We start from the raw sequence: 21,654 nt of genomic DNA, 5'->3' as shown, positions 1-21,654 counted from the left end.
TTACGAATAAGGAACCCCAATGGCACAGCAGCCGTCTCTTGGTGAATTCCTCCAGGCCATCCCAACCAAGGCGCCGCAGGCTTCGATCCTGCAACAGCGCTTCGAGGGCCTGGGCATCGACCCCGCCAGTAGCCTGTATACGAAGACCGCATTGATCGTACGTGCAATCGACGGGCTGTTCGCGACTTATGGGAGCCTCGAACGATACCATGCCGAGTGGATTCAGGGGTGGGTGCTGGAGCAACTGACGCCAGCCGAGTTCAAGGAGATGGCGCAGATAGTCTTCCAGAGCTGGGTCACGCCAGAGCGGCTGGAGGGTCCTGGCATCCCGCATATCCATAAAGCCAACGACGCGATCGGCGCTGCAATTGTCGCCTATGCGAAGCGTACCAGGTGGCCCTTACATGTGCTCGATCTGGGAGCAGGGACACTCGGGACAACCGGCCATATCGCTGCGAGGTTGGCACAGGCAGGTATGGCAGCCCATATCAGCGCGGTTGAGTTTACCCCGGCGCTGCTGGCGATTGCTGGCGAGCGCGCCGCACGAATCAATCAGCAGGCGGCAGCGATCCAGGTGGCGATCATCAATGCCGATATGGTGGGCTACCTGAGCCAGGCTGAGTCGGCGAGTGTCGATTTCGTGACGTGTTCTTACGCGCTCCACCATCTGCACCCCACCGATCAGCTCGCTACGATCAGCGCCGCATACCGCTGTCTCAGGCCCGGCGGGGCCTTCTTGATCGCCGACCCGCAGGAGGGCAAGTCTGATTTTAACCTCAAGGTGCTGCTCTGCGAAGAGCCCGAGGCCGTATTTGCCATCTTCTCGTCGCCCGAGCAGATGGCTGCACGGCTGCGTGAGACCGGGTTTGCGCCAGTTGAGGTGCTCCTCCGCGACGACGAGCACTATACCGGGTATGCCGTTGCCGGTCGACTCGCGTCCTGATGGATGCTGACTGCACGACCGCCACCCACGCTGTAGAAGGAAGTTGCCGATGCCCATTGCCCGCGCCCTGCCCGATCTCATGCATCGGCAGATGATTCCGCATGCCGAGATCTTCACCGCAGATTGCGACTGTGACTGTAGTCTCGGCCTAGACGACACATCCACAAACACCTTTGTGCCTGGCATATCGGTGCCTCTGCCGGCTCAGCTCCAGCAGGCCCCCGGCCTGTACCGAGATCAGCTTTCCGATGGTCGGGAGTTTGTCTTCAACCCGCTCTCGGCGGCGGGCGTGATCGTGCTGACCCCGCGGGCGGCCCATCTGCTCGACAGCTTCGCTCTCCCCCAGCAGATCGCAGCGACGGACACCCCGCAGGTCAGCGGCGCGCACGCCGTGATCGCGCAGCTCGCGGCCTACGATCTGCTGATCGAGCCAGGCCGCGAGCTCATGCCCATCTTCCAGCCGGCAAAGACCCTGGCCGCATGGCTGCACAGCACAAACGACTGCAATCTGCGCTGCTCATACTGTTATATCCGCAAGACGGCTGATCGCATGTCGCATGAGGTCGGTCGACACACGATCGACATGCTCTTCGCCAGCGCTGAGCAGCATGGCTTCTCCAAGGTTAAGCTCAAGTTCTCCGGCGGCGAGGCCCTGCTGAACCTGAGTCTTGTCCTCTCGCTCAACGCCTATGCCCAGGAGAAAGCCGCGATAAGTTCTGTCAGCGTACAGTCGCTCGTCTTGAGCAACGGCATTGCCATCTCGGCCAGTACGGCGAGAAAGCTGCGGGAGCAGGGGATCGGGATCTGCATCTCTCTCGATGGCATCGGTGCACACCACGACGCGGAGCGACGCCTTGTTAATGGCGGCGGCTCCTTTGTATATGTGCAACGCGGGATACAGACCTTGCTGGAAGCTGGGTTGGTCCCCACTATCGCGATCACCGTCTCTGAGTATACCCTCGATGGGCTCCCGCAGCTGTTTGACTACCTGCTCGATCTCGATCTGCCGTTTACATTAAGCTTTTACCGCGAGCATGAGCAATCGGCCTGTGAGACGCACTTACGGTTTGGCGAGCAGCACATCATCGCAGCGCTTCTGGCCGCACTCAGCCATATTGAGCAACGCCTCCCGCGGCGTAGCCTGCTGGAATCGCTCGTCGACAAAGCGAATTTTCTAGCCGCCCACGATCATACCTGCGCTGCGGGCAGCAGCTATCTGGTGGTCGACCAGCACGGGCAGATAGCGAAATGTCCGATGGAAATTGAGCGGCCCATCACAACGATATTCGCCGCCGACCCCCTACACGAGCTGCGCAGCTCGGTGATCGGCCTCCAGAATGTATCGGTCGACGCTAAGGAGGGATGCCAGAGCTGCACATGGCGCTACTGGTGTGCCGGTGGCTGCCCTGTGCAAACCTACAGGGCGACAGGCCGTTACGACATCCGCTCACCCAACTGCGCTATTTATAAGGCCCTCTTTCCAGCGCTCTTACGGCTGGAGGCCCTGCGTATTGCCACGTTCGCGCCCGAATACTCCGCTCCAAACCCAGTAGAAAGGGCTGCAGCATGATCACCTCCCAAGAGCTACAGCAAGCCCTCCAGGGCATGGTGCCCACCGGGCAGCAGGCGAACGCCGCTCAGCTTGCCAGAGCTCTGATAGCGGCAGTTCAGGGTGAACCCTTGGCAGAGGAGTTTACTAAGACGCCCGACATGAAATACTTGCTCGAAGTTCTGGCCGGTAAAGAAGCCTCAAACGGTCAGACGCTTATCTCCTTCGGCAAAGAAAACGCTATCGGGGATGTGCAATTTCAAGATGTGGCCGGAAATAACATTATCAAGATTTCGATCAATTTCTACCACGATGGTTCGATAAACCGGCCGCTCCCCACAGTAGATCCATCGCGGCCGGGCGATCAGACAGCGGTCAAGATTGCATCGCTCGTGGAGAAGCTTGACCGAATAACTATCTATCAACTACTGACACAACACTTTAGCAATGAAGAGATCAATGGCCTTTGCTACACGCTGAACATCGACCACGAGACCTTTCCGACATCTAGCAAGGACGGAAAGGCACGCGAACTCATTAGGTACGCAGAACGTCACGGGCGCTACCATGAACTAGTGAAGCAGATTTTCACACTACGCCCGCACTTGCTTCAAAGCTATTGACACAATACCGCAAAACCCTCCCTGTGCGCCGCCGCCGCCAGGGGCTGAAGCCCCATGTGCCTTAGGTTAACGGCTTTCGTGTAGTGCAAGGAGTCTCCATCTTCCACTGCCACATGACACCGATGAACCTCCCGCATAGGGGATGGCCGCCCCCGGCATAGGTAGGGCCGAGGCATGCGCACCGGATGAATCTGCGGGTCGCAATGCATGGAGTGCGCATGCTTCGGCCCTACGGTGCCCCCCGGCGGGGATGAGCCGCCCCGACGCGCCGACACGGGGCGGCGGGCGGTCAATCCGGTTTCGGTTAACCTCATGCACATGGGCTGAAGCCCCCCGCTAGGTTCTACAAAGGCCGCCTGCGCAGCCTCGGCCAGCCCGCGAAGGCGGGCTTCGCATTTGTATTGGATTTGGGCGGATTCGTCGCCCAAATCCAAAGCCCTGGCGGCAGAGCCGCCGCGAGCGCAGCATGGCGCTATTTCTTGTACAATGGGAGCATGAGCGACACGCACAAACCAATAAAGCCCGAGGTGATGAGCCCGGCCGGCCACTGGCCGCAGCTCCAGGCCGCGATTGAGGCCGGGGCCGACGCCGTCTACTTCGGGCTGAACCATTTCTCGGCCCGCGCTAAGGTTGGCTTCACCCTGGAGGAGCTGCCCGATGCTCTGCGCACGCTCCACCGGCGCGGCGTGAAAGGCTATGTGACCTTCAACACGCTGGTGTTCGACCACGAGCTGCGCGAGGCGGCCCGCGCCCTGGAGCAGATCGCCGCCGCCGGGGCCGACTCGATCATTGTCCAGGATGTCGGCGTGGCCCGCATGGCCCACCAGATCGCCCCCGGCCTGGCCATCCACGGCAGCACCCAGATGAGCATCACCAGCGCCGAGGGCGTGGAGCTGGCGAGGCAGTTCGGCGTTAGCCGGGTGGTGCTGGCCCGCGAGCTCAGCCTGGCCGACGTGCGGGCCATCCGCGCCGCCACCGACCTGGAGCTGGAGATGTTCGGCCACGGCGCGCTCTGCGTCTCCTACTCCGGCCAGTGCTTCTCGTCGGAGGCCTGGGGCGGCCGCAGCGCCAACCGCGGCCAGTGCGCCCAGGCATGCCGCCTGCCCTACGAGCTGATCGTCGATGGCCGCCACGTGCCCCTCGGCGACGCGCGCTACCTGCTCTCGCCGGGCGACCTCTACGCGCTCCAGCATATCCCCGAGATTGTGCAGATCGGCGTCTCGGCGATCAAAATCGAGGGCCGCTACAAGGGCGAGGAGTATGTGGCCCTGACGACGAGCGCCTACCGCCGGGCGATCGATGAGGCCTGGGCCGGCCTGCCGCTGAGCATCACCCGCGCCGATGAGATCCACCTGGAGCAGGTCTACTCGCGCGGCCTGGGCGACTACTTTATCTCTGGGACGGACCACCAGAAGGTGGTGCGCGGGCGCTCGCCGCGCCACCGCGGCGTGCTGGCCGGCAGGGTGGACCGGGTCTTCGCCGACTATGTGCTGGTCGAGCCGAACCCCGAGATCGCTGCGGCCCCGCTGAAGGCCGGCGACGGCGTGGTCTTCGACGCGGCCGACTGGCGCAGCCCCCAGGAGCGCGAGGAGGGCGGGCGGCTCTACATCGCCACCCCGACCCGCGACGGCCTGCTGGAGCTGGAGTTCGCCTATGGCGCGCTGGACTTCAGCCGCATCCGGCCGGGCGACCTGCTCTGGCGCACCCACGACCCTGATCTCGACAGGGCGGCGCGGCCCTACATCGCCCCGGCCGCGCCCCTGCGCCGCCAGCCGCTGACGGCCCGCGTCGTGGCCCACGAGGGCGCGCCGCTGGAGCTTACCTTCGCCCTGGTATCTCGCCCCGAGCTGAGCGCCAGCGTGCGGTCTGCGGAGCCCCTCGGCCACGCCCAGCGCCGCGCCGTGGACGAGGCCTACCTGCGCGAGCAGCTCGGCCGCCTGGGCGGCACGCCCTATGAGCTGGCCGGGCTTGAGCTGGACATACAAGGCGAGCCCTTCGCGCCCAGCTCGCTGCTGAACAGCCTGCGGCGGGAGGCGGCGGAGGCGCTAGGGCGGAGGCAGGAGGCAGGAGGCAGGAGGCAGGAGGCAGGAGGCAGGAGGCAGGAGGCAGGAGGCAGGAGGCAGGAGGCAGGAGGCAGCGAGCGTAGCGAGCGGCCTGCCTCCTGCCTCCTGCACTTGCTCGTTCGCACCCCCGAGCAACTCGACGCCGCGCTGGAGCTGCGGCCGGCCAGCATCACGCTGGACTACCTGGAGCTCTACGGGCTGCGGCCCGCCGTGGAGCGCGTGCAAGCGGCGGGCATCGAGGCCCGCGTGGCCAGCCCGCGGGTGCTCAAGCCGAGCGAGCAGCGTGTGGTGTACTTCCTGCTGAAGCTGGGCTGCCCGATCCTGGTGCGCTCCGGCGGGCTGCTCCAGGCCCTCCAGGTCGAGGATCGCCCGGCCCTGATCGGCGACTTCAGCCTGAACACGGCCAACCAGCTCACCGCCGAGATCTTCATGGGCCTCGGCCTGGAGCGGCTCACGCCGACCTACGACCTGAACGCGGCCCAGGTGGCCGACCTGGCCCGCGAGGTCGGCCCCGCCGCGATTGAGGCGGTGGCCTACCAGCACCTGCCGGTCTTCCACACCGAGCACTGTGTCTTCTGCCGCTTCCTCTCAAGCGGCACCAGCTACAAGGACTGCGGGCACCCCTGCGAGACGCAGCGGGTGGAGCTGCGCGACGAGCGCGGCCGGGCGCACCCGGTGATGGCCGATGTCGGCTGCCGCAACACGGTCTTCGGGGCCGAGGCCCAGGAGGCCAGCCGGCATATGGACCTCTGGCGCGAGGCCGGGGTGGCCCACTACCGCCTGGAGTTTGTCCACGAGACGGGCGCGCAGGTGGCGCAGGTGGGCCGCGCTTTCGCCGAGTACCTGGCCGGCACGACCTCAGCCGCCGAGCTATCCCGCCAGCTCGCCCAGGTCTCGCCGCAGGGCACCACCGAGGGCAGCCTCTTCGTGCCCGAGGGCTACGAGCTGATACCCCTTATGTGATTGACTGGATGGTGTTTGCGAGCGCAGCTCGCAAACACCATCCAGTCAATCATCTCTCCCTCACCCATCCGGGTGATGCCCTAATCCTCCCAATGGCCTACTTGCGCGTCAGGTTCTTTTACGCTATAGTTAAATATAGTGTGCCTGTGCAAAACCTGAACAAGTAATAGCCTCTGGGGAGGATCGAATGGCACCACGCCGGCGCGAAAAGATCCATGGCCTGGCGATATCCGATGTTGCGATCAACCAGCCAGTCTTCATCACCATGGTGATGCTGGCGGTCATTACGTTCGGCATCCTGGCCTTTAACACAACTCCGGTCAACCTGCTGCCCGACATCGACGTGCCCGTGGTGGCGGTGACGGTCACCTACCCCGGCGCAGGCCCCGAGAGCGTGGCCGACCAGGTGGTCAAGCCGATCGAGGATGCGGTCAACACGCTGGAGGGGCTTGAGCATATCACCTCACAGGCCAACGATGGCTTCGGCCTGATTATTCTCTCGTTTAAGACGGGGACGGACATTAACCTGGCCGACCAGGACGTGCGCGAGAAGGTGAACGGCGTGATGCCGGCCTTGCCGCAGGATGTGCGCGACCCGGTCTTCCAGCGCTTCGACCCGAACGCCGCACCGATTATGCAGGTCGCGGTCTCGGGGACGGCCGGCCAGTCGCCGCTTGAGCTGCGCACAACGCTGGAGAACGACATTGTGCCGCTGCTCCAGCGCGCCGGCGGCGTGGGCAATATCACGGTGAACGGCGGCCAGGTGCGCCAGATCAATGTGCTGATGGACTTGAGCAAGCTGCAGGCCTACGGCATCCTGCCCTCGCAGATCACCCGCTCGCTCCAGCAGGCCAACGCCACGCTTGGCCTGGGCACGATCACCCAGGGCAGCCAGGATATCGGCCTGCGCGCGCCGAGCCTGCTGCAGACCCCCGATGACATCGGGCGCATCCAGATCACCGGCACGAGCTACCGGGTGTCCGATGTGGCCACCATCGAGGATGGCGTCGCTGACAGCACCAGCTACTCGCGGCTCAACGGCGACAACGCGATCATCCTGTCCATCCTCAAGCAGTCCGGCACCAACACGGTGCAGGTGGCCGACAACGTGCGGGCCACCCTGGAGAAGACCTTCGCCGCCCGGCCCGATCTGACCTACACCATCCCGCGCGACGACTCGACCTCGGTGCGCGACTCGGTGAACAGTTCGATCGAAGAGCTGGCCTTCGCCGCCCTGGCCGCCTTCCTGGTGGTCTGGCTGTTCTTCGGCAACCTGCGCAGCACGATCATCACCATGATCGGCCTGCCGGTGATCCTGATCGGCAGTTTCATCTTCATGCCGCTCTTTGGGATCACAATCAACCTGATCAGCCTGCTGGCGCTCTCGCTCTGTGTGGGCCTGGTGATCGACGACGCGATCGTGGTGCGCGAGAACATCTTCCGCCACCTGGAGCGCGGCGACAGCCCCCGCGTGGCATCGTCGAAGGGCACCTGGGAGGTGGGCCTCTCGGTGCTGGCGATGACCCTGACGATCGTCGCGGTGTTCGTGCCCGTCACCTTCGCCGAGGGCACCGCCGGGATCGTGTTCCGCTCCTTCGGCCTGATCGTGGCGATCGCCATCCTGCTCTCGCTGGTCGAGGCCTTCACCTTCGCCCCGATGATGTCGGCCAACCTCTTCCCGAACATCAAGCCGAAGGCGAAGAAGCACGCCACGCAGCACCACGACGTCATACCCGACCTGAAGATCGGCGCGGCCGATATCGAGCTCAGCGAGCGTGACGCCGGGCTGATCGAGGAGGCCCACGAGGACCCGGGCCGCATGGGGCGCGTCTACGGCCGCCTGCTGGCCTGGAGCCTCAACTCGCTGCGGAACCGCATGATCATCGTGGCGGTCGCCGTCGGCGTGCTGCTGCTCAGCGGCGTGGTAGCCAGCGGCCTGAAGTTCTCGTTCTTCCCCGAGCAGGATAACCACCAGTTCATTATGGGCTTCGAGCTGCCGGCCGGCACCGCCCTTGAGGAGACGGACCGCATCGCTCGCCAGGTCGAGGATGTGCTCAAGGCCGACCCAGCCATGCAGACGGTGATCAGCACGGTTGGCTTTAGTGGCAACCCCGAGCGCGCCGAGTTCTCGATCAAGATCAGCAAGGACACCCCTACGCTGACGGTGCAGGAGCGCCTGCGCGGCCAGCTCGGCTTCGCACCGCGGCTCTCGTTCAGCGTGCCCAGCTTCCAGCAGAGTAGCACCGGCGTTGCCGGCCGCGAGCTCCAGGTGAGCCTACAGAGCACCCGCCCGCTGGCCGATCTGGCACCGGTAGTCGATGCGGTGCGTAGCACGATGGGTGATGTGCCGGGCCTGGTCGATATCGACACCAACTACACATCCGGCAAGCCGGAGCTGCGCTTCAACGCCGACCCCGGTCGGATCGGCGACCTGGGCATCACCAACGACGACATCTCGACCTCGGTGCGCGCCCTGATCAACGGCAGCCGGGCCACCGTGCTGCGCCAGAACGGCGTGGACACCGATGTGGTGGTGCGCCTGCGCCCCGATGACCGCAGCAGCGTCCAGGCGCTCAGCGCGATCACCATCCCCACCCGCTCTGGCGTGGTGCCGCTCAGCTCGCTGGGCACGGTGTCGCTGGACAGCAGCCCGACCACCATCCGGCGCTACGACCGGCTGAACCAGCTGCTGATCGGCGCGAACCTTGAGGGCCGTAACCTGACCGATGTCTCCAACGAGCTACAGCCGAAGATCAATGCATTAGGCATCCCCGGCGATATCGTGGTGAGCTACCAGGGCACGCTCCAGCAGACCACCGAGGGCTTCGGCTCGCTGCTGGTGGCGATGGCGCTCTCGGTGCTGTTCGTCTATATGGTGCTGGCCTCGCAGTTCGGCTCCTTCACCCAGCCGCTGGTGATCATGATGGCGATGCCCTTCAGCTTCATCGGCGCATTCCTGGCCCTGCGCATCTTTCAGGTTGACCTGGACATCACCGGCATGATCGGCCTGATCATGCTCCTGGGCGTGGTGGTGAAGAACTCCATCCTGCTGGTGGACTTCACCAACCGGCTGCGCCGGGTGGGCGTGGAGAAGCACCAGGCGCTGCGCCTGGCCGGCGCCATCCGCCTGCGGCCCATCCTGATGACCTCGGCGGCCCTGGTGGCCGGTGCCATCCCCACCGCGATCGGGCTGCACATCTTCGGCAGCGGCGAGGGCTCCGAGTTCCGCCGCGGACTGGCCCTGGTGCTGATCGGCGGCATCACCACCTCGACGGTGCTGACCCTGCTGGTGGTACCGACGGTCTATAGCCTGCTTGACTCGGCGGTGAGCCGCTTTATGGGCCTGTTCCGCCGGGGTGAATCGGCCCAGCCCGAGGCACCCGCCGCGCAGCCCGAGGCACCCGCCGCACTGGCGAGCGCGCCCGCTGGACAGCCCGGCACACCCGCAGGCGAGACGGTCGGCGATTAAGTATGCTCTTTGGGGAGAGACTTCTCTCTCCCCATGCCCCTCTCTGTATAAGCTCTTTCTGAGGAACCCATGCATAAGAAGATACTCGCCGCCGCCCTGATCGCCGCCGCGCTGAGCGCCTGCGCCGCGCCTGCGGCGACACCCACCGCCGAGCCCGCAGGCGCCGTCCCGACAATGGTGCTGGCCGACAGCGGTGGCTCGGGCGGGCCGGCCGCCGGGGCCACCATCGCGCCCGCCGCAGGGGCACCCGCGATCAGCCTGGGGGTGACGGCCTCGGGCGAGGTCGCCGCCAAGCGCACCGCCGAGCTGGGATTTCGGGTGCCTGGCACCGTGGCCGCTGTGCTGGTGGAGGAGGGCGCGGTGGTGACCGAGGGCCAGGAGCTGGCCACGCTGGACACCCGCGAGCTCGATCTCCAGGTGGCCCAGGCTGAGGCACAGCTGGCCTCGGCGCAGGCCAACTACCAGCGCACGATCGACGGGGCGACGCCCGACCAGGTCGCCGCCGCCCAGGCCCAGGTCGCCCAGGCCGCCGCCGGGGTGCGCCAGACGCGGGGCGCCGTGACGGACCAGGACATCGCCGCCGCCGAGGCGAACCTCCAGCAGGCCGTCGCCCGCCAGGCCGATATCGCCGCCGGGCCGAAGGCCACCGACCTGCAGCAGGCCCAGGCCGCCGTGCAGCAGGCCAGCGCCAGCCTGGAGATACAGCGCACCAACCTCTCGGCGGCCAAGCAGAGCGCCCGCCTGCAGATGGACTCGGCCGCTAATGCGCTGCGCAACGCCCAAGACGCCTACTCGCGGATCTACTGGGATAACCGTAGGCTAGAGAAGCTGCCCGGCGATCTGCCGCAGGCGCTGAAGGATCAGGAGGCCCAGGCGCTGCGCGGGGTGGAGAGCGCCCAGAACGCCTTCCAGCAGTCGCAGGTGGCCTACGCACAGTCCCAGCAGAATGAGATCGATGGGGTCCAGGCATCTGAGGCCCAGCTGAGCAGCGCCCAGGCCAGCCTGCAGAAGCTGATCGATGGCGCGACCGCCGACCAGCGGGCCGCCGCCGACGCCGCCGTGGCCCAGGCCCGGGCGAACCTCAATAAGCTCAAGGGCGACCAGCGCGCCGGCCAGCTCGCCTCGGCACAGGCCGGCCTCGCCGCCGCCCAGGCCAACCTCAGCCAGATCACCTCCGACCCGACCGAGGCCACCGTCGCCGGGGTCCTGGCCCAGGTGAAGGCAGCCGAGGCCGCCCGCGACGCCGCCAAGCTCAACCGCGACAAGGCGGCGATCAAGGCCCCCTTCGCCGGCACGGTCTCGCTGGTCAATATCGACCCGGGCGACCTGTCCAACGGCTCGGGCCAGATGGTCATCCAGGTGGTGGACGTAAGCGAGCTGCGGATCGAGGTGAATATCAGCGACACCGATGTGGCCAAGGTGCGCGAGGGCCAGTCCGCCACGGTTGAGGTGGACGCCATCCCTGGACAGACCTTCACTGGGAAGGTGACCTACGTCGCCCCGACGGCGACGGTCTCTGGCACAGTGCGCACCTACGCGGTGCGGATCGTCCTCGACACGCAGGAGGGCCTGCGCGCAGGTATGAGCGCCCGCGTCAGCATCCAGCTGTGACACCCTCCCCAGGAGAGGGATGAGGGTTGGGGAGGGCTCCGCCCTCCCCAACCCTCCCTCTTTTGGAAGAAAGGCCATCCCATGGTGAGCAGCCTACGTGAGCGCCGACGGCAGATGCTCCGCGACGAGATCCTGGAGGCGGCCCAGAGCCTGATCGCCGAGCGGGGCTACGCCGCGATGTCGATGGACGAGCTGGCGGCCCGCGTCGGCGTCTCGAAGCCCACCCTCTACAGCCAGTTCTCCACCAAGGAGGCGCTGGTGGCGGCGATGGCGATCCAGGTGATGGAGCGCCTGTTCTCGGTCGTCGACGATGATGGCGCGACAGAGCGATCTCCGATGGATCGGCTCATCGACCTGCTGCGCACTGGGGTGCAGGTGCAGCTCGACGAGCGCGTGATGGCGATGCAGCTCTGGATGCCCGATATCGTGCATATGCTCAAGGGACACCAGGAGCATATGAACCAGATCTGTAAGATCGACGCGGTGGTGGTTGATCTGGTGAGCCAGGCAATCAGCGGTGGCGAGATCGACCCTCGCTTCGACCAGGCGAGTATTGTGCGGGTCTTCTACGCCCTGTTTATGTCGCCGCACATCGGCTACCTGAGCGCGATCGACGCGCCGAGCCGCGAGCACATGCCTGACACGGTCATCGAGATCTTCCGCCGGGGGCTCGCGCCGGACTCTCGCCCGTAGGGACGCAGCGCGCTGCGTCCCTACGGGCGTATCAGGGGAGCAGGCTCGCCAGGGCCACCACGCCAAAGCCGAGGATGATCGCCCCGGCGCCGCGGTTCACCCAGCGCAGGGACGCCGGCGTCACCCTGCTGCGCAGCAGGCTCACCCCGCCGCTCAGCAGCAGCCACCAGAGGGCCGAGCCGCTGAATACCCCCGCCACCAGCAGCAGCGCGTCGCCGTATCCAGAGACCCCGCTGGCCGCGCCCATGCCCGCGAACACCGCCGCGAAGGCGATGATCGTCGCCGGGTTCGTGATCGTCAGCGCGAAGGTGGACGCGTAAGCCCCCAGCAGCCCGCGCGCCCCCGCCGCCGCCGGGCGCTCGGCCGGGGCCTCAAGCAGCGTGCGCACCCCCAGGTAGCAGAGGAACACCCCGCCCAGCAGGCGGGCCCACAGGCTCACGCCCGTCAGCAGATCGGCCACCGCCGTCAGCCCCAGGGCCGCCACCGTCCCGTAGATCATGTCGGCCGTCGCCGCGCCCATCCCCGAGGCAAAGCCGGCGAGCCGCCCGTCGGCCAGGGTGCGCCTGATGCACAGCACCCCGATCGGCCCCACCGGCGCCGCGATCGCGAACCCCACCAGCAGCCCCCGCAGCAGAAACCCTGAGTCCAGCATCTCTTCCCTCTCGCATCTATATCTGGCGACAACACAAAGCGCCCGCCGGGGGGGTCCCCGGCGGGCGCGAGTTCGGCTAGCTGCGCAACGTCAGACCGCCGTACCTCCCGGCCACCGGGTGCGGCGCTGCTGCTGGCGCGTGCTGCTGACAGTTATGCTCATGGCGCGTAGTATACCATATCACCATCCCGCCGAGGGCGGCCAGCCCATGTGCATTCGGTTAACCGAAACCGGATTGACCGCCCTCCGCCCGTGTCGGCCCGCCGGGGCGGCCCATCCCCGCCGGGGGCATGGTAGGGCCGAAGCATGCGCACCCCATGCATGGGCGACCCGCAGATTCATCCGGTGCGCATGCGTCGGCCCGACGCCAATGCATCAGGCAGCTGTTGTGCTCCACACGAAACCGTTACCCTAACGCACGGAGATGCGCTATGAACACTCGTTTCGCCGGTCGTGCCGTCGCCCGCCCCTGGGGGCGGGCCAATACCCTTTGGAGCTCGCTGATGGGGTCGCTGCTTGTCGTGTTGCTGGCCGCTATGGTTTCCCCTGCGCAGCCGGCGGCCCCGCTTCTGCCAACGGCCGCGCCCGCGCCGACCGCCGCCCCGCCCGCCCCGCCCGAGCGGTCGATCCAGATCCTGGTTGATGACTTCAGGCCGCAGCCCGCCCAGGGCGAGCCGGCCTACCTCCTCAACCGCCTGGGGGGAGATCGCGGGGTGATCAGCAGCAGCGTCGTGACCTGGGGCGCCGGGCAGGTGACGACGGCAGTGGCACCGGGCAGCACCTGGGCCGGCGTGTGGATGAGCCTGGATCACCCGGTGCGCGAGGGGTTGGCCGTGAACTTCTCGGCGCTGCTGCCCGCGCCGATCACGCCAGCCTATCAGAGCCGAGTTACGGGGATCAGCCTCCAGATCGCACGCGGGACGGCGGGCCGGCAGTTGAGGGTCGAGCTGAAGGATGGGGCGGTGCTGCGCTGGCAGAGCGAGATCACCCTGCAGGGCGGGCCGCAGGTGGTCACCTTTGATCTGCCCGCATTAGGATCGGTCGGCCAGCTGGTCTGGGTGCTCGACCAGGCCGCGCCCGGCGACAGCGTCGTGCTGGAGCGGGTGTCGCTCGCCGCCGCCACGCCGATCACCGACACCGCCACGGCCGCGTTTGTCTGGAGCTACGGCATGCTGCTGAGCAGCTGGAGCCCGACGACGGGGCTGGTGCGCGACCGGGCCAGCGATGCGAGCGGCGCGTTCGATGCGATCCAGTCTACCGGCAGCCTGGCGGCGGCGACGGCGGTCGCCGAGCAGCTGGGGGTGATCGCGCACGCCGACGCCGCCCAGATTGTGGACAAGATCAGCCGTGCGCTGCTGGCTGATACGCCGCGCTTCCACGGCCTCTGGCCGCACTTCGTCAATGTGACGCCGGACGGCGCGATCAGCATTACGCCAGGCACCGAGTGGTCGTCGGTAGACACCGTGATCGCGGCGGTTGGCCTGCTCTCCGCGCAGGGCGGCCTGGGGCTGGACACCTCCAGCACGGAGGACATGCTGCGGGCGATCGACTGGGCCGATCTGGCTACGCCGGATGGGATGATCGCGCAGGGCTACTCCTACACGGGCGAGCGTCTGGCCTGGGCCTGGGATGTCTTCGGCGGGGAGAGCTGGCTGATGGGGCTGGCCTACGCGGGCTCGACCGGCGGCGTCGCGCGGATCGCCCACCCCGCGCCGCCCACCGCCAACGGGGCCGGCTTTATCGACGAGCTGGCCTGGCTCTTTGTCGCGCCGCCATCCGGCCGCGATTACTGGGGGAATGACTGGGATGCCTACCGCTCAGCGGCGGCCGACCGGCAGGTGTTCTACGAGCCGACCTATCACCCGGCGGGGTGCCCGGCCCAGCTGGGCCTGTTCGGGCTGTCTGCCGGCGAAGCGCCATCCCGATCAGCGGTGCCGCCGGGCAGCATCTACCAGGCATTCGGCGTCGGCGGGGCGTTTTCACCCGTGAACGACGGGGCGGATCTGCTGGGGGCGCCCGTGGCCATGCCCCACTACGCCGGGCTGATCGCGTCGCTGCGCCCGCAGGCGGCGACGCGGATGTGGGACTGGCTGATCGCCGGCGGGCTCTTCTCGCCCCTGACTAATGTCGAGAGCCTGATGTTCCCGGCGGGCGCGGACTGTCAGGCTGACACTGCGGTGTGGAACCATCTCAAAGGCACGTGGAACATCGCGCTCCAGACCCTGGGCTGGGGGCGATACCTGTCCGAGCGCGCCGGGAAGACCCCGGTGCTGTGGCAGGCGACGGCGACGAGCCCGCTGCTGCGCCGGGGCTACGCCCTGCTGACGCCAGCTGCGCCAGCTGCGCCAGGGGCGATAGTCGTGCCGGGGATGACGCTGCCGATCGCGCGCGCAGACCACACGGCCACGAGCCTGGCCGACGGCAGAGTCCTGCTGGTCGGAGGGACGAAGGCACGAGATGTGTTCCTGGCGGATGTGACAATCTTCGATCCGTTCTACAACACGCTCGCTGCGGTCGCCCCGCTGCACACGGCGCGGCATGATCACTCGGCGACGCTGCTTCAGGATGGGCGGGTGCTGGTGGTCGGCGGCTACACCTTGCCCCAGCAGTGGCTTGACGACGCGGAGGTGTACGACCCGGCTGCGGACCGCTGGACGGTGATCCCGCCGCTGCACAAGCACGGCGTCGGCCACACGGCGACCCTGCTGCGGGACGGGCGCGTCCTCGTCGTGGGGGGATGCATCGGCAACGGCGTGTGTACGGATCGGGTGGAGATCTTCGACCCATATACGAACACGTGGGCGGATGTCGCGCCACTGCCATCCGACCGCGCCTCGCATGCGGCGCTGCGGCTCGACGATGGGCGGGTGCTGGTGGCCGGCGGCGATAGCTTCATGGGTGTCCCGAGCGGCGGCGACGCGCTGATCTACGACCCGCAGACCAACGCGTGGGCGGCCACCGGGCCGATGGTGACGCCGCGCTTGAACAGCGCGATCGCCAGGCTCCCTGATGGGCGCGCGCTGGTGGTGGGAGGTATGGATCTGCCAGGAGCCTCCGCCCACAAGGTCTTCGCCAGCGCCGAGCTGTACGACCCGGCGACAGACACCTGGGCGGCTGCGGCACCGCTCGCGCAGCCACGCTACCAGTTTGTTCTGGCGCAGCTGCCGAATGGGCAGACCCTGGCCGTCGGCGGCGCGCGTGAGGATCTGCCGCAGTGGACGTGGGACTCGTTTGCCGGCGAGATCGAGCAGTACGACCCGGCGGCAGACCGCTGGACCACAGTCGGCACGCTCGCACATCCGAAGGCGTTCGCCACCGCGGCGCTCCTGCCGGATGGCCGCCTGTGGGTCACGGGGGGGCGGGCGGGCCTCGACGGCGTGATCTACGGGGCGGACACCTGGCTGATCGACGCCCGGCTACGCACCTACCTCCCGATGGCCATACGCTGAGCTTTTTGTTGGGATGTTGGCGGCTTCGCCGCCAACATCCCAACAAAAAATCGTGTTAGCGCGAATACGCGCTGGGTCAAGCCCCACTGGCTGGCGACTGACGTCGCGCCGGAGCGGCGCTGCGCGCCGGGCGTCGGCCTGCGCCGACGCCGGAACCGCCCGCGGAGGCGGGCGGGTGGCCGGAGGCCCCCGCGCTGCGACGTCAGTCGCCAGCTGAGGCACCTACGCTCATAGGTTACCCCAGCGCACCGTTGGAGGTGGCGAAGCCACCCCCAAGCCCCCGCCTGGCGGCGATGGTATAATAGGCGCTGTGCCGCATAGAAGAGGGCAGCGCCAACACCTATGTCCAACGAAGAGCAGCGCCTGATCGAGGCAGCACAGCGCGGCGATGTCGAGTCGTTCAACCAGCTAGTGCGCCTCTACGAGTCGCGCGTCTACAACCTGTGCTACCGGATGCTGGGCGACCCCGACGCGGCCGCGGATGTCGCGCAGGACACCTTCATCTCCGCGTACCGCAGCCTGGGCCGCTTTCGCGGCGGCATGTTTCGCTCGTGGCTGCTCCGCATCGCCACCAACGCCTGCTACGATGTCCTGCGCGCCCGCAAGCGCCGTCCATCCACCTCGCTCCAGGCGCTCGGGGTGGCCGACGACGATGGAGTCGGCTTCGACCTCCCCGATCAGGGCGAGCGCCCCGACGATGTCGCCCTGCGCCACGAGCTGGCCGCCGCCATCCAGCGCGGCCTGGCCGACCTGCCCGAGGACCAGCGCGTGGTGATCATCCTGAGCGACATCCAGGGCATGGCCTATGAGGAGATCGCCACGGTGACGGGCGCGAACCTCGGCACGGTCAAGTCGCGCCTGAGCCGGGGCCGGGCTAGGCTGCGCGACATCCTGCGGGCGGGGGAACTGCTACCGTCAAAATTTCGTCATGATGACGGATAGCGTTTCGCGTTTTTAACCAGTCATCGTGGACGACCGGGCCCCTTCGGCGCAGCGACCACCCCCTATAGATGATGAACACTCCTCAACCACAGCTGAATAGTCTGCCGGATAGCGACCTTGAGCTGCTGTCCGCATACATAGACGATCACCTCACCGCGGCCGAGCGGGCCGACCTTGAGCGCCGCCTCGACGCCGAGCCGCGCCTGCGGGCCGAGCTTGAGGATCTGCGGGCCACGGCGACGGCGCTGCGTGCGCTCGACCCGCTGCCCCCGCCGCGGTCCTTCGCGCTGGACCCGGCGACGGCGCCCCGGCGCGGCTTCCTGTCTCCAGGAGCCGCGTCGGGCTCCGCACCCGTACGATGATCGCCCCCCCAGCGGCGCAGCCGGGGACGCCCGACATCGGCCAGCGGATCTCCTGATCCTCGCCGGTGAGCGCCACGGCCTGCGGCGTCAGCCAGCCCTCCGCCGAGACCGTGGCGGTCTGCCCGGCTGTGCCGCGCAGGTGGAGCGCCAGGTCGCCGCAGCCGCCGCGCAGCCGCAGCTCGCCCGCGCCCAGCGTCCACAGCCCCTGCGGCAGATCAGGCGTGGCCGGCGCAAACCCGGCGTAGTGCCCGAGGCTCATGGGGTCGCCTGGGACGACGCGGGCGGGCGGCGGCGTCCCCAGCCGACCCCATGCCCAGCGGTACAGATCATCCCCCGCGCGCCAGTAGGCGTTGATCGCCGCGAGCTCATCCTGCGCTACCTCCGGCCGGTCGAGCAGCGCGGCGATCCCGATCCGCCTCGCCCGGGCGTACTGGCTGCGCCCCTCGATCTCCAGCGCCTGTGCGTAGCGCCCGTCGGCCTCGGCGTAGCGCCCCTCGCGCAGCTCCAGGTCGGCCAGGGCGATCGCCCGCAGCGCGTTCGTCGGATCCACGTCCCGCGCCTGTCCGAGCAGCCGCTGCGCGCCGGACATATCCCCCTGCGCGATCTGCCACTGCGCCGCCAGGGCGTAGCGCTCGCCCCGCAGCCAGGTGACATAGCGCGTGCTGACGATCAGGGCCAGGAAGAGGGCGGCGCCGACAAGTGCCGCGATGGCCCGCCGGTCGCGCAGGAGCCGGGCGCTGGCACGCAGCGCCTCGGGGGCGCGGGCCAGGGCGTAGGCGGCGAAGGGGATGAGCGCGGACACCAGCGGCAGCCGCAGGCGCGGGTGGCCGATGCTGATCGCCACCAGCGCCACCGTCAGCCCGGCCCACAGCAGCGCCGGGAGCGCCCGGCGGTAGCTCGGCGCGAAGCAGAGCCCCGCGATCCCCAGCAGCATGATCAGGATGTACTGGGCGTCCGCCAGCAGCGACAGCCCCAGCGACAGCTCGCCGGCGTTCTGCACCACCGGGCTCCCGTCCGACCCGATCGAGATCACGTCGCCCGCAGCGTAGTTGCGGGTCTGGAGCATCAGCAGAGATGCCACCTTGAAGCGCATGCGCCCGATGAACTCCAGCGGGTCCTCGCGGACGCGCTCGATCGTCCAGCGGGAGGCGAGCGCCTGGCGGTCGGCCAGGTTCGGCACGGCGAACAGCTCTGCGTCGCGGGCGGCCTTCTCCTCGGGGCTGCGCACCTGCCCCCACCAGACGCTGATCCCGCCGTTGGTGTCCACCAGGATGAGCCGCTGGTGGACGGCGTAGTTGCGGGCGGCCCACGGCGCGATCAGGATCGCGGCGCCGAGGAGGAGCGCCAGGGCCAGCGGCCAGCGGCCCATGGCGAGCGGGATGCGGGGGCTGGGGGCTGGGGGTTGCGTGTGGGCCGGGCGGAGCAGCAGCAGCAGGGCGGCCAGCGGGATGAAAAATAGGCCGACCGCGCGGGTCAGCGTGGCGGCGGCGAGGAGCGCCCCGGCGGCGAGGGCCATAGGCCAGCCGCCGCGCTGGGCGGCCCGGTCGAGCGCGGTGAGCGCGAGCACCATCAGCGTGACGAAGAGCGCCTCGCCGTAGATCGCGCTGCCGAAGGCGGCCAGGGGGATGAACAGCGCGGCGATCAGCCCGGCGATCACGCCCACGTCGTGCCGCCCGAAGATCTGCCGCCCGAAGGCGTAGAAGGCGAGCGCCCCCAGCCCCATCAGGGCCGCCTGGATCAGCGTGGCCCGCGCCAGCTCCATCCCCGCGAGGGGCAGGATCAGCGCCAGCAGCGCCGGGTATCCCGGCGGCCGCAGCCACTTGCCTGCGTCGTCGTAGCCGCCCTGGAGGATATGCAGCGCCGCCCGGTAGTACTCCTCCGGGTCGCCCGGCGGCACGGCCCCGCTGCGCGCGCCCCACCACCACAGCCACGCCCGCAGGGCCACGGCGGCGATGACGATCACAAGCGCGCCGAGCGCTGATCGCTCGGCGCGAAATACGCTGCGCATACGCACAAAAACCCTCTACATGTTGTGGCGCAATCTGCCAGCGAAGCTGGCAGATTGCGCCACAACAACAGCAATTTCCGAGAACCTGTGGCCCCAAAATACCGCTGGCGAGTATACCATACCGGGCGGCCGCGCCTTCGGCCTCAGCCGAGGCTCGCCCACGCCTCGTAGAGCTCATCTCTGCCCCTGATGCCGGGGGCGGGCAGGGCGTGGTTGACCACATAGGTGGCGGCGGCGTGGCGGTTCTCCCACATGGCCTGGTGGGCGTCGCGCAGCTCGCCCCAGGGCACCATGGTCGGCTCGGTGATGCCCAGCATCCCCGCGCTGATCTCGTCGGTCAGGCGCACGATCTCGTAGGCGTTGGAGAGGTGCGTCCCGAAGATGTTCGCCGTGGGCATCAGGATGCGGCGCTGGCGCATCCAGATCTGCGGGGCGAAGAAGGAGAAGCGCCGCCCGGCCAGCTCCTCGAAGTAGACGACCCGCCCGGTGAAGGGCTTCACCAGCATCGCGCTGACCGCCAGCGCGTCGTGGCCGGCCCGCTCGACGACGATGTCGGGGTAGCCGCGCGGGTTGTCGGCGCTGCGCAGGTGCTGTCCCACCGCCGCCCCCAGCGGCTTGAAGGTCAGCTCGTTGAATCGGCGCACCGCCTCCTTCAGCCCCGCCGGGTCGGCCCGCGAGTCCGGCAGGTCGGGCATGGTCTCCGGCCAGTCGAAGGCGTCGCCCATCCGCCGCCTGATCTCCTCCAGGCTGACCACGCCGCGCAGCGCGGCGCCGAAGCCCAGGCTCTGCACGAACTCGCGCTGGGCCTCGCTGGCGGCCACCACCACCACCCGCGCCCCGATCGCCCTGGCCGCCTCGACCGCCTCCAGGCCGGGGGGGTCGATCAGGGCCGATTGCAGATTGTAGATTGCAGATTGCAGATTGCCGGGATCTGCAATCTGCAATCTGCAATCTGCAATTCCGTAGTAGATCACCACCGCCTGGCCGGCGTGGAGCCCGGCGCGGCGCAGCATCTCGGCGGGGCTGGCGGCGCCCGGCTTGCCGAGGAAGGTGAAGTGGTACCCGCTGCTCGCCCCGTAGAAGGCGAGGGTGGGAGTGTGGCCGCCGCGCGGCGCGCCGAGGAGCTGGAAGCTGCGCGGGAAGGCCGTCTCGCCGGCGTGGGAGATGGCGTAGTCGGCCAGGCGGCCGTCGTTCTGCCCCCTGAAGCGCTCCAGCAGCGCATCGCCGGCCTGCTCCCAGGTGCCCCACAGCTCCGGGTCAGACGGCACGCGGGTGAAGCACTCGGCCAGCGCCGGGCTCTTGCGGTTGATCGCCCCGCGCGCCCCGGCCGCGCGCAGGGTGGCCGCGCGCCCCTCCGAGCTGACCAGGCCGACCACGCCCAGGCCGTTGCGCGCGGCGGTGCGGGCCGCGTCGAGGCCGGTGCCGGTGGCCGCCCCCTCGATGAAGATGCTGCGCCCGGCCCGCACGCCCAGCGTGGTGAAGAGGGCGCGGTAGATGGTGCCCAGGTTGAGCATGAAGCTGCCGGCCGCCTCCAGGCTCATGTCGGGCGGCAGCGCCAGGCACTGCGGGGCCTGGGCCAGCATAAACTGCTGGTGCGAGCCGTCGGGCGTGTTGTAGCCCTGGATCGCGAAGTCGGCGGCCATCGGGTCGAGCCCGGCCAGCGGCGAGAGCAGGTCGCTCTGGCCGGCGTAGATCGCCACCAGGTCGCCCACCTTCAGCCGACCCTCGCGGCGGGCCTCCTCGCCCAGGGCGGCCACCAGAGCCACCCCGCCCGACCCGGTCACGTGCCAGTCGCGGTCGTGCTCGTCGAACAGGCTCACCGGGATGCCGGTGATCGCCCAGATATCGTTGAAGTTGACCTCGCTGGCCAGCACGTAGAGCAGGGCCTGGCTCGGGCCGGGCCGCTCGACGGGGATGATGATCTGGTGCTCGGCGACGGCCGGGTCGCCGTGGGAGCCCGCGCCGCTCGCCGGGTCGCGCACGACGGCCTGGGCGTACTGCCAGCCGGGGATGGGCGTGGCACCGGGGAAGAATGCCGCGCCGACGGGCAGCAGGTCGCCCTGGGCGATCAGGATCTGCTCCTGCTCGACGCCCACCGGCGGGCGGCGGGTGGGCAGGGGCGCGCTGCGCTTCTCCATAAAGGCGCTGATGCCGGCCTTGCCGCCCTCAGGGTCCACCACCGCCTCGGCGAAGAGCCGGGCCTCGTGGGCCAGCCCCTCGTCGAAGCCGCGCTCGATGCCGAGGCGCACCGCGTTGATCGCCCGGTCCACGGCGGGGCCGCGGCCGACGCCCCGGGCCTGGCGCACGATCCGCTCGACGCCGGGGTG

At 68.3% G+C, this 21,654-nt stretch carries 11 protein-coding genes and 1 pseudogene; 9 read left to right on the top strand and 3 right to left on the bottom strand.

What is annotated here, in order from left to right; translation table 11 throughout:
- The first annotated feature begins 19 nt into the window (after positions 1-19).
- The 7 genes from K2Z83_RS11095 to K2Z83_RS11065 all read left to right on the top strand — a co-directional run bounded on the left by K2Z83_RS11095 (position 20) and on the right by K2Z83_RS11065 (position 11,914).
- Entirely contained in the window at positions 20-943 is a 924-nt protein-coding gene (locus tag K2Z83_RS11095; protein WP_220595250.1) for a class I SAM-dependent methyltransferase, read from the top strand.
- Between the two features lie 49 nt (positions 944-992).
- Positions 993-2,513, top strand: a complete 1,521-nt coding sequence (locus K2Z83_RS11090; protein WP_220595249.1) for a radical SAM/SPASM domain-containing protein — start codon at positions 993-995, stop codon at positions 2,511-2,513.
- Positions 2,510-3,115, top strand: a complete 606-nt coding sequence (locus K2Z83_RS11085) for a hypothetical protein (RefSeq protein ID WP_220595248.1) — start codon at positions 2,510-2,512, stop codon at positions 3,113-3,115. Before K2Z83_RS11090 ends, K2Z83_RS11085 begins: the two co-directional genes overlap by 4 nt.
- Positions 3,116-3,609: 494 nt before the next feature.
- Complete coding sequence (locus K2Z83_RS11080) at positions 3,610-6,141, top strand: U32 family peptidase (protein ID WP_220595247.1); 2,532 nt, start codon at positions 3,610-3,612, stop codon at positions 6,139-6,141.
- A 187-nt stretch (positions 6,142-6,328) separates the two neighbouring features.
- On the top strand, positions 6,329-9,610 hold the full coding sequence (locus K2Z83_RS11075; RefSeq protein WP_220595246.1) for an efflux RND transporter permease subunit: 3,282 nt from the start codon (positions 6,329-6,331) through the stop codon (positions 9,608-9,610).
- Between the two features lie 69 nt (positions 9,611-9,679).
- Positions 9,680-11,221 (top strand): HlyD family secretion protein, encoded by a 1,542-nt coding sequence (locus tag K2Z83_RS11070; protein WP_220595245.1) that lies wholly within the window; start codon positions 9,680-9,682, stop codon positions 11,219-11,221.
- 81 nt (positions 11,222-11,302) lie between these two features.
- Positions 11,303-11,914 (top strand): TetR/AcrR family transcriptional regulator, encoded by a 612-nt coding sequence (locus K2Z83_RS11065; protein WP_220595244.1) that lies wholly within the window; start codon positions 11,303-11,305, stop codon positions 11,912-11,914.
- A gap of 31 nt (positions 11,915-11,945) precedes the next feature.
- On the opposite strand, the gene K2Z83_RS11060 is transcribed toward K2Z83_RS11065, so the two are convergent.
- Entirely contained in the window at positions 11,946-12,563 is a 618-nt protein-coding gene (locus tag K2Z83_RS11060; protein ID WP_370650148.1) for a LysE family translocator, read from the bottom strand.
- A gap of 434 nt (positions 12,564-12,997) precedes the next feature.
- On the opposite strand from K2Z83_RS11060, the gene K2Z83_RS11055 reads away from it, so the two are divergent.
- On the top strand, positions 12,998-16,015 hold the full coding sequence (locus K2Z83_RS11055) for a kelch repeat-containing protein (protein ID WP_220595242.1): 3,018 nt from the start codon (positions 12,998-13,000) through the stop codon (positions 16,013-16,015).
- A gap of 342 nt (positions 16,016-16,357) precedes the next feature.
- Positions 16,358-16,957 carry a sigma-70 family RNA polymerase sigma factor gene (locus K2Z83_RS11050; protein WP_220595241.1) on the top strand — a complete coding sequence of 200 codons (600 nt, stop codon included), beginning with the start codon at positions 16,358-16,360 and terminating at the stop codon, positions 16,955-16,957.
- 150 nt (positions 16,958-17,107) lie between these two features.
- On the opposite strand, the gene K2Z83_RS11045 is transcribed toward K2Z83_RS11050, so the two are convergent.
- Positions 17,108-19,327, bottom strand: coding sequence for a glycosyltransferase family 39 protein (locus tag K2Z83_RS11045; RefSeq protein ID WP_220595240.1), 2,220 nt, complete (start codon positions 19,325-19,327; stop codon positions 17,108-17,110).
- 143 nt (positions 19,328-19,470) lie between these two features.
- Positions 19,471-21,654 (bottom strand): annotated as a pseudogene (locus K2Z83_RS28975) (acetyl-CoA synthetase); the annotation flags it as partial.

The sequence above is a fragment of the Oscillochloris sp. ZM17-4 genome, assembly GCF_019599295.1.
In the GTDB taxonomy this organism is placed as follows: domain Bacteria; phylum Chloroflexota; class Chloroflexia; order Chloroflexales; family Chloroflexaceae; genus Oscillochloris.
This window is presented reverse-complemented; position numbering and strand designations above follow the sequence as displayed.